Here is an 8,024-nt window from a genome sequence, read left to right as displayed (position 1 = left end):
TATCAAGAAACTCGGCATCACCGTGGCGATTGATGACTTCGGCACCGGTTTCTCATCGCTGAGTCATTTGCGGCAGCTGGATGTTGATCGGCTCAAGATCGACCGCGCTTTTGTGCGTGAGGCGCAGACCTCGACCGCCGGCTCCACGATCGCTCAGATGGTCATCAACCTGGGCCGCGGTTTGGGCCTGACGGTGATTGCCGAGGGCATTGAAACCGAAGAGCAGCGCCTGCAGCTACTCGGTTTGGGTTGCCATGAGGGGCAGGGCTATTTGTTCGCCCGCCCGATGCCGGAAGAGCAACTTGAGGCCTGGATGTTGCAATCAAAAGCCGGCGCCGAGTAGATCGGCGCCGGCCTAGCTTGGTGCTAGAGCTCCGGCTTCGCCTCAGCGGCGACTGATCAGCATCCCCAGCAGCAGGCCGACGCCGGCTGCCAGGCCGATCGCCTGCCAGGGCTTCTCGTGCACATAGAGGTCGGTGGCTCGGCCCGCTGCACGGGCTTTTTCGACCGCCGCATCCTGCAGATCCGCCAGATTATGTTTGGCGCGGTCAAGGCTGGCCTGAACCTTGGCGCGCAGTTCCGACGCACCCTCGCCGGCCGCGCCGGCGGTGGCGCGCAGCAAGCTCTCGGCTTCAGTCACAACAGAGTGCAGATCGCTCATCAGGCGATCCTTGTGGGCTTGGTTGATGTCAGACATGGCAATACTCTCCTTGGCTAGAAACAATCGAAACCGTAACTTAACACCTGTTTTAGACGGATGGCTAGCGGGGCACTGATTTGTATCAATAAGCGGGGATGCTGCGGCAGCTCTCCCCATCAGTTCAGCAGACCCTCGGCCGGCACATATTCGTAGCCCAAGTCACGCGCCACCGCCTCGTAAGTCAAGTGACCCAAGGCCACATTGAGCCCCGCGCACAGGTAGGGGTTGTCGTTCAGAGCCTGGCGCCAGCCCTTATCGGCCAAGGCTACCGCATGGGCGATGGTGGCGTTGTTGAGCGCAAAGGTTGAGGTGCGCGCCACGGCGCCGGGCATATTGGCGACGCAGTAATGGACGACGCCGTCGACCACAAAGGTCGGATCGGCATGCGTGGTGGCATGTGAGGTCTCGAAGCAGCCGCCTTGATCAATCGCCACGTCGACCACCACCGCGCCTTTTTTCATGCGCGAGATCATGTCGCGCGTCACCAACTTGGGCGCCGCAGCGCCCGGGATCAAGACGCCGCCGATGACCAAGTCAGCCGCCAGCACCGATTCCTCCAGGCTCTGCACATTCGAATAGCCGGTGCTGATGCGGTTGCCGAAGACCAGATCGAGTTGCCGCAGGCGATCAACGTTACGGTCCAGCACGGTGACGCGTGCGCCCATGCCGACCGCCATCTGCAGCGCATGCGTGCCGACCACGCCGGCACCGATGATCACCACGTGCGCCGGGGCCACACCGGGCACGCCGCCCAGCAGCACGCCCATGCCGCCCTTGCTCTTCTCCAGGTGCGCGGCGCCGGCCTGAATCGACATGCGCCCGGCCACCTCGCTCATCGGCGCCAGCAAGGGCAGACCGCCACCGGGCCCGGTGACGGTCTCATAGGCGATGCACACCGCGCCCGACTTGACCAAGGCTGCGGTCTGCTCCGGGTCGGGTGCCAAATGCAAATAGGTGTACAGGATCTGGCCCTCGCGCAGCATTGCGCATTCCTGCGGCTGCGGCTCTTTGACCTTGACGATCATGTCGGCCTGCGCGAACACCGCCTGCGCATCGGGTGCAATGCTGGCGCCGGCCGCCACATAGTGCTCGTCCAGCAAGCCGATGGCCGCGCCGGCGCCGGTCTGCACCAGCACTTGGTGGCCGCGCGAAGTCAGCTCGCGCACGCTGGCCGGAGTCAAGCCAACGCGGTATTCGTGATTCTTGATTTCCTTGGGGCAGCCGATTTTCATACTTGTCTCCGCAGCCTGCATGGCTTGTTGTGGTCACGCTTTGTACGCCCAAGGTCTGCTGCAAGGCAAGCCTGATTTGCTGCGCTTCAGGCGCATTAGCCGTGCTAATGCCTGCCGGCCAAAGTAGCAAAGCTAAGTCACAATCACCACGCATCCTGCACTTGCCGTCAACCCTGCCAAGGAACGCCCATGTCATCAGCCAAGATCCTCGTCGCCCAAGGCGGCGGCCCGACCGCTGTCATCAACCAGTCCTTGGTCGGCGTGGTGCTTGAAGCGCGCCGCCAGCACCAGGTCGGCCTGGTTTACGGCGCCCGCCACGGCGTGCGCGGCATCATCAATGAAGACTTTGTCGACCTGACGCAAGAGACCAGCCACAACCTGGAACTGGTCGCGCAGACGCCCTCGTCGGCCCTTGGCTCCACGCGCGACAAACCCGACGCTGCCTACTGCCACAAGATTTTTCAGGTCTTGCAGGCGCATGGCATCACACATTTCTTCTACATCGGCGGCAATGACTCATCCGACACCGTGCGCATCGTCAGCGAGGAAGCGGCTACAGCCAGCTACCCGCTGCGCTGCATTCACATCCCCAAGACGATTGACAACGATCTGGTTGGCAATGACCACACGCCCGGTTTCCCCTCGGCGGCTCGCTTTGTGGCCCAGGCCTTTGCCGGCGCCAACCTCGACAACGCGGCGCTGCCTGGCGTCTATGTCGGTGTGGTGATGGGGCGTCACGCCGGCTTTCTGACGGCCGCGTCGGCCTTGGGCAAAAAGTTCCCTGACGACGGCCCGCATCTGATCTATTTGCCCGAGCGGGTGTTCGAATTGCAAAAATTCTTGACTGACGTGAAGGCCACTTATGAGCGCTACGGCCGCTGCGTCATCGCCGTCTCCGAAGGCATCCACGACGCCTCAGGTCAGCCGATCGCCGCCCAACTGGCCAAGGACCTGGAGCGGGACGACCACGGCAATGTGCAACTGTCCGGCAACGGCGCGCTGGCGGATTTGCTGTGCGAGGAGATCAAGTCCCGCTTAAAGCTAAAGCGCGTGCGCGGCGACACCTTTGGCTACCTGCAGCGCAGCTTTATCGGCTGCGTGTCGGATGTGGATCAGCGCGAGGCACGTGAGGTGGGCGAGAAGGCGGTGCAATTCGCCTTCAATGCTGGGCGCGACGGGTCGGTCGCCATCAAGCGCAGCGGCTATTACTCGGTGGATTACGAGTTACTTCCACTCACCGATGTGGCCGGCAAAACGCGCGTGATGGAGGATGAGTTCATTGCAGCCAACGGCAACGACGTCACCGACGCCTTCCGCCTTTACCTGCGCCCGCTCTTGGGCTCGGGTCTGCCCGATGCGTTTCGGTTGCGGCCCAACCCGGTGGCCAAGGTTTTAAATCCAGACTCGCCGGCACAGTAGAGGCAAGCCCAACAGGAGTGACAAGATGGGACGAAAGATCGAATTTCAACGCCCGGATGGGGCCAAGAGTGCGGCCTATTTGGCCGAGGCCAACAGCAGCGAAGGGCTGAAGCGCCCCGGTCTGATCCTGATTCAGGAATGGTGGGGGCTGAACCCGCAGATCTGCGGTGTGGCTGACCGCTTCGCGGCTGCAGGATTCACCACCATGGCGCCCGACCTCTACCGCGGCCGCTTGGCCAGCGACGCCGACGAGGCCAGCCATCTGATGACAGGCCTGGACTTTGGCGACGCCACGCAGCAGGACTTGGCCGGCGCCTTGGCCTTCTTGCTGCAGCATTGCTCCAAGGTCGGCGTGACCGGCTTTTGCATGGGCGGGGCCTTGACCATCGCCGCTGCGGTGCACTTAAAGGGCCTGAGTGCGGCGAGTTGCTTTTACGGCATCCCGCCGGCCGAGTTGGCCGACCCGGCAACGATCGGCATCCCTTTCCAGGCGCACTTTGCCAATCAAGATGACTGGTGCACACCTGCAGCGGCCGATGCGCTGCAAGCTCAGCTTGCGCCCTCAGCAGAAATTCACCGTTATGCCGCCCAGCACGGTTTCTTCAATGAACGCCGGCCGGAGGTGTTTGATGCCGATGCGGCAGCACTGGCTTGGAAGAGAACGTTGACTTTCTTGCGTCGGCATCTGATTGCCTGAACCGACAGGCCTTGCACCTGCGTCAATTGAAAAAGCCGGCGGCCCTGGAGGGGTCGCCGGCTTGCTCAGCACTTCAGCGCATCAGGCCTTGCGGCGGCGGGCCACAAAGCCCATCAAGCCCAAACCGCCCAAGAGCATGGCATAAGTGCTTGGCTCTGGCACGGCGCTGATTTCGATCAGGCGATCGACACCGCTGCTGGGGTGCTGGATGTTCACATAAGCCTTGTTGGCATTGAACTTGTCAAAGTACAGGCCGGTGAACTCTGAGCCTTGCGTGCCGTTCGACGCCCAGCGAGCCAAGCCTTCGCCAGCATCCAACAAATCGCCATCCTTGTTCAGGTCGCGTGCGAACCAGATGTCGTTGTCAACGCCGCCGTTGCGATCTTCGATGATGTAGACATTGCCGTCAGCATCCACGGCAATATTGTCCGGGCTCAACAAGCCAGCGCCGACCGCCAAACCAGTCGCCAAATCGATGCTGTTCTGGTTGGCGAAGACCGACACCTGGTTGGTCGTCAGGTTGAAGGAATAGACCTCGTTGGTCGTGGTGGTTGCTACCAGCATGACCTGATCGCCATTGGCCAGCGTGTTCACGTCCAGGTCTTCTGGACGCTGGTAGTCGGTGCCCTTGACCGTGTTGGCCGAGACGCGGCCATCGATCGTGCCATCGGCCAGCACGGTGGACACGCCAGCCAGCGCCGCACCGTTGATGTCGGTGATCGCTTCCCAGGTCACAGCGCCCACGGCATTGGAGTTGTTGCCGCCATTGACCTTGGCGACAAAGGTCTGGCCCTTGGCGAAGTAGTCGTTGCCGTTGGTGGCATTGGCGTTGGCCGAGCTGTACTTGTAGATCGAGCCGCCATTCAGCTCGTCGATGAAGTACATGGACTTGGCATTGTCGAAAGCCAGGCCTTCATGCGAGACGCGCGGGATGATGCTGCGCTGGATGAAGTTGCCGCCGTTGGCTGCGGCCGAGGTGGCGTTGTCGATCTCGAACAAACGGCCCTTTGTGCTGCCCGTGCCCCAGGATTCTTCGGCCGTCAGGTACGTACCCCACGGGGTCCAGCGCGACGCGTCACCGGCCACAAAGCCCTTGGTGCCGGGCGCGACGATGGTCACCGTGCGGGTGTTGTAGTTGTTGTCCCAGAGGTCAACGCGCTGCACGCCTGCATTGCCGGTCTCGAAGGGCATGAACAAGTAACGCCCAGCATCAGCGCCATTCTCGTTGGCGGTGATCATGTCCCAGTTGCCGGCGTTCGAGCCGGGCACCAAGGCGTTCTGGGTTGCGCGGTCAGCGATGGTCTTCTGGCTGAAGTTGCTGCTCGACAGCGTGATGGGAGTGGCTTCGCCGGCGCTGCCGACGGGGATGGGGCCTGCCGAAGCAGCCAAGGGCGTGAAATTGCTGAAGTTGGTGGCAGCCTGAGCTTGGGCGACCAAGGCAAGCAGACCGATGGCGGCGGCGATTCGGGAGCGTGCAAACATGGATATTCTCCGGATGGGTTCATTGAGGATGAAGGTGAGGGCGGCGCATAGACTTTGTTCAAGTATTTACGCCGCATTGCAGTCTCACCACCACCGATGACCCAGTGGTGACCCGGATATGACCCAGATGATCCGAACAGCCTATCTGTCTGCCATCAAGAACCAAGCAAGTTCCTCACTGCGCCCGCTTGACCAGCAGCGCCCGCGCCACCCTTGACACCGGCGGCCGCCCCAGCACGCCGGAGATAAAGGCGCCGGCGTCGACCAGCTTGTCGATATTGATGCCGGTCTCAATCCCAAGGCCGTTGAGCATGAAGACCACGTCCTCGGTCGCCACATTGCCGGTCGCGCCCTTGGCATAAGGGCAGCCGCCGAGGCCCGCCACACTGGTGTCGAAGTTATGCACGCCCAGCTCCAGGCAGGCATAGATATTCGCCAGCGCCTGGCCATAGGTGTCATGGAAATGCCCGCTCACCTCCACCAGCGGGTAATGCTTCAGGGCACGCTCCATCGCCGCTTGGATCTTGCGTGGTGTGCCCACGCCTATGGTGTCGGCCACGCCCAGATGATCAACGCCGATGCCCTTCATCAGCAGCACGACTCGCTCGACCTGATCGGCGCTGATCTCGCCCTCGTACGGGCAGCCGACCGCGCAGGACAGCGCGCCGCGCACCTTGATGCCGGCCGTGTGGGCAGCCTCCACCACCGGCGCGAAGCGCTCAATGCTCTCGGCGATCGAGCAGTTGATGTTTTTTTGACTGAAGGCTTCGGACGCCGCCGCGAAGACGACGATCTCATCCGGGCGGGTGGGTAGCGCTGCTTCCAGTCCCTTCAGATTCGGCGTCAGCACCGAGTAGCGCACGCCGGGCTGACGATTGATGGCTGCCATCACCGCAGCGTTGTCGGCCATCTGCGGCACCCATTTCGGGCTGACGAAGCTGGTCACCTCGATCTCGCGCAGGCCGGCCAAATAGAGCATCTCCACCAGCTGCGCCTTGTGTTCGGTGGTGACCAGCTCTTTCTCGTTTTGCAGGCCGTCGCGGGGGCCAACGTCGACCAGCGTAACGCGTGAAGGCAGCGTACTCATGCTGCGATCACCAGACGAAGAAGCTCCGCGCCATCGCTGACCTGATCACCGACAGCGAACAAGAGCTCGGCCACCACGCCGTCGCGCGGCGCGCTGATGGTGTGCTCCATCTTCATCGCCTCCATCACCGCCAGGGGTTGACCTTTGCTGACCGTGTCACCGACCTTGGCCAAGAAGCCGACCAGCTTGCCCGGCATCGGCGCGGTCAGCCGGCCACCCTCGGCCGGGCCGCTGCCGGCGCGGGCGATCACGTCAATCTCGATCACCAGGGCCGAACCGGTCGGCGCAAACACCGCCACCGTTTCACCCTCGGCGTAGGTTTTGACCATGGTGCGTTGTTGCGCCAGGCCCATGCCCAGCAGCAGCTCATGGGCTTCCAAGCTGGCCGAGTTGGCGGCAAATGCGATCGCCTCGCCGGCCACGGTGAGTTGCATGCCGCCTTGGTGGTGACGCGACAGCAAGACCTCGTGATGGACGCCGGCGATCTCCAGATCGAAGCGACGCGCCGAGGCACCGTACATGCGCCAGCCATCGCGGCGGCTCCAGGGGTCGCTGGTTTGCAGCGTGGCTTCTGCCGCGAGCGTGTGGGCGACCACCGCGGCCGCGCAAGTCGTCAGGGGCAGGCCCGGCTGCTCGAACAAGGCCGCGCGTTCGCGCTCGATCAAGGCGGTGTCGAGATCGGCGCTTGCAAAGGATGCGGTGGCGGCGCAGCGGCGCAAAAACGCCACATTGGTTTGCAGGCCGACGATATGGGTGTCGCGCAGCGCCGCGTCCAGGCGCGCCAAGGCCTGCGCCCTGTCCTCACCCCAGACGATCAGCTTGGCGACCATTGAGTCGTAAAACGGACTGATCGCGTCGCCCTCGTCCACACCGGCATCGATGCGGACATGGCCACGCTCGAACTTCACATGCGCTGGCCAGCGCGCCACATGCAGCGCGCCGGTGGCGGGCAGGAAGCCAGCGTCGGGGTTCTCGGCGCAGATGCGTGCCTCAATGGCGTGGCCGGTCATCGTCAGTTGATCCTGCTGCAGCGGCAGCGGCTCGCCCGAGGCGACACGCAATTGCCATTCGACCAGGTCTTGGCCGGTAATGGCTTCCGTCACCGGATGCTCGACCTGCAGGCGGGTGTTCATCTCCATGAAGTAGAACCGACCATCTTGTTCGCAGATGAACTCGACCGTGCCGGCGCCGCTATAGCCGACCGCCTTGGCCGCCGCCACTGCCGCGCCGCCCATCTGGGCGCGCCGCTCGGCCGTCATGCCCGGCGCAGGCGCTTCTTCCAGCACCTTCTGGTGGCGGCGCTGCACCGAGCAATCGCGCTCGAACAGGTAGACCACATTGCCGTGGTTATCACCGAACACCTGGACTTCGATGTGCCGGGCGGTGGTGAGGTATTTCTCCACCAGC

The 8,024-nt window shown here is 63.0% G+C and carries 7 protein-coding genes and 2 pseudogenes; 3 read left to right on the top strand and 6 right to left on the bottom strand.

The window, feature by feature from the left end; genetic code table 11:
• Positions 1 to 343: EAL domain-containing protein (locus RMO57_RS17480; protein WP_310388808.1), on the top strand; the 343-nt coding region annotated here is incomplete at its 5' end.
• Between the two features lie 42 nt (positions 344 to 385).
• Here RMO57_RS17480 and RMO57_RS17475 read toward each other — a convergent pair.
• Both RMO57_RS17475 and ald read right to left on the bottom strand, forming a co-directional pair.
• Positions 386 to 697, bottom strand: a complete 312-nt coding sequence (locus RMO57_RS17475) for a DUF883 family protein (RefSeq protein ID WP_310388806.1) — start codon at positions 695 to 697, stop codon at positions 386 to 388.
• Between the two features lie 119 nt (positions 698 to 816).
• Positions 817 to 1,932, bottom strand: a complete 1,116-nt coding sequence (gene ald, locus RMO57_RS17470) for an alanine dehydrogenase (protein WP_310388804.1) — start codon at positions 1,930 to 1,932, stop codon at positions 817 to 819.
• A gap of 189 nt (positions 1,933 to 2,121) precedes the next feature.
• Here ald and RMO57_RS17465 point away from each other — a divergent pair, with 189 nt between their 5' ends.
• The gene (locus RMO57_RS17465; protein ID WP_310388802.1) at positions 2,122 to 3,351 is read left to right on the top strand and encodes a 6-phosphofructokinase; all 1,230 of its coding nucleotides are present in this window, start codon (positions 2,122 to 2,124) and stop codon (positions 3,349 to 3,351) included.
• Positions 3,352 to 3,376: 25 nt separating this feature from the next.
• The gene (locus RMO57_RS17460; RefSeq protein WP_310388801.1) at positions 3,377 to 4,048 is read left to right on the top strand and encodes a dienelactone hydrolase family protein; all 672 of its coding nucleotides are present in this window, start codon (positions 3,377 to 3,379) and stop codon (positions 4,046 to 4,048) included.
• An 81-nt stretch (positions 4,049 to 4,129) separates the two neighbouring features.
• Here RMO57_RS17460 and RMO57_RS22035 read toward each other — a convergent pair.
• The 4 genes and pseudogenes from RMO57_RS22035 to RMO57_RS17445 form a co-directional block, all read right to left on the bottom strand.
• A pseudogene (locus RMO57_RS22035) lies at positions 4,130 to 4,219 on the bottom strand (FxDxF family PEP-CTERM protein); the annotation flags it as partial.
• Between the two features lie 39 nt (positions 4,220 to 4,258).
• Positions 4,259 to 5,239 (bottom strand): annotated as a pseudogene (locus tag RMO57_RS17455) (alkaline phosphatase PhoX); the annotation flags it as partial.
• A 466-nt stretch (positions 5,240 to 5,705) separates the two neighbouring features.
• On the bottom strand, positions 5,706 to 6,617 hold the full coding sequence (locus RMO57_RS17450) for a hydroxymethylglutaryl-CoA lyase (RefSeq protein WP_310388797.1): 912 nt from the start codon (positions 6,615 to 6,617) through the stop codon (positions 5,706 to 5,708).
• Positions 6,614 to 8,024: biotin/lipoyl-containing protein (locus RMO57_RS17445; protein WP_310388795.1), on the bottom strand; the 1,411-nt coding region annotated here is incomplete at its 5' end. The genes RMO57_RS17445 and RMO57_RS17450, both read right to left, overlap by 4 nt.

This window comes from Roseateles sp., assembly GCF_031397715.1.
Lineage (GTDB): Bacteria > Pseudomonadota > Gammaproteobacteria > Burkholderiales > Burkholderiaceae_C > Paucibacter_A.
This window is presented reverse-complemented; position numbering and strand designations above follow the sequence as displayed.

Excerpts from the sequence above, each read along its gene's own strand:
- RMO57_RS17475 (WP_310388806.1), bottom strand. The coding sequence starts at position 697 with ATGTCTGACATCAACCAAGCCCACAAGGATCGCCTGATGAGCGATCTG.
- ald (WP_310388804.1), bottom strand. The coding sequence starts at position 1,932 with ATGAAAATCGGCTGCCCCAAGGAAATCAAGAATCACGAATACCGCGTT.
- RMO57_RS17465 (WP_310388802.1), top strand. The coding sequence starts at position 2,122 with ATGTCATCAGCCAAGATCCTCGTCGCCCAAGGCGGCGGCCCGACCGCT.
- RMO57_RS17460 (WP_310388801.1), top strand. The coding sequence starts at position 3,377 with ATGGGACGAAAGATCGAATTTCAACGCCCGGATGGGGCCAAGAGTGCG.
- RMO57_RS17450 (WP_310388797.1), bottom strand. The coding sequence starts at position 6,617 with ATGAGTACGCTGCCTTCACGCGTTACGCTGGTCGACGTTGGCCCCCGC.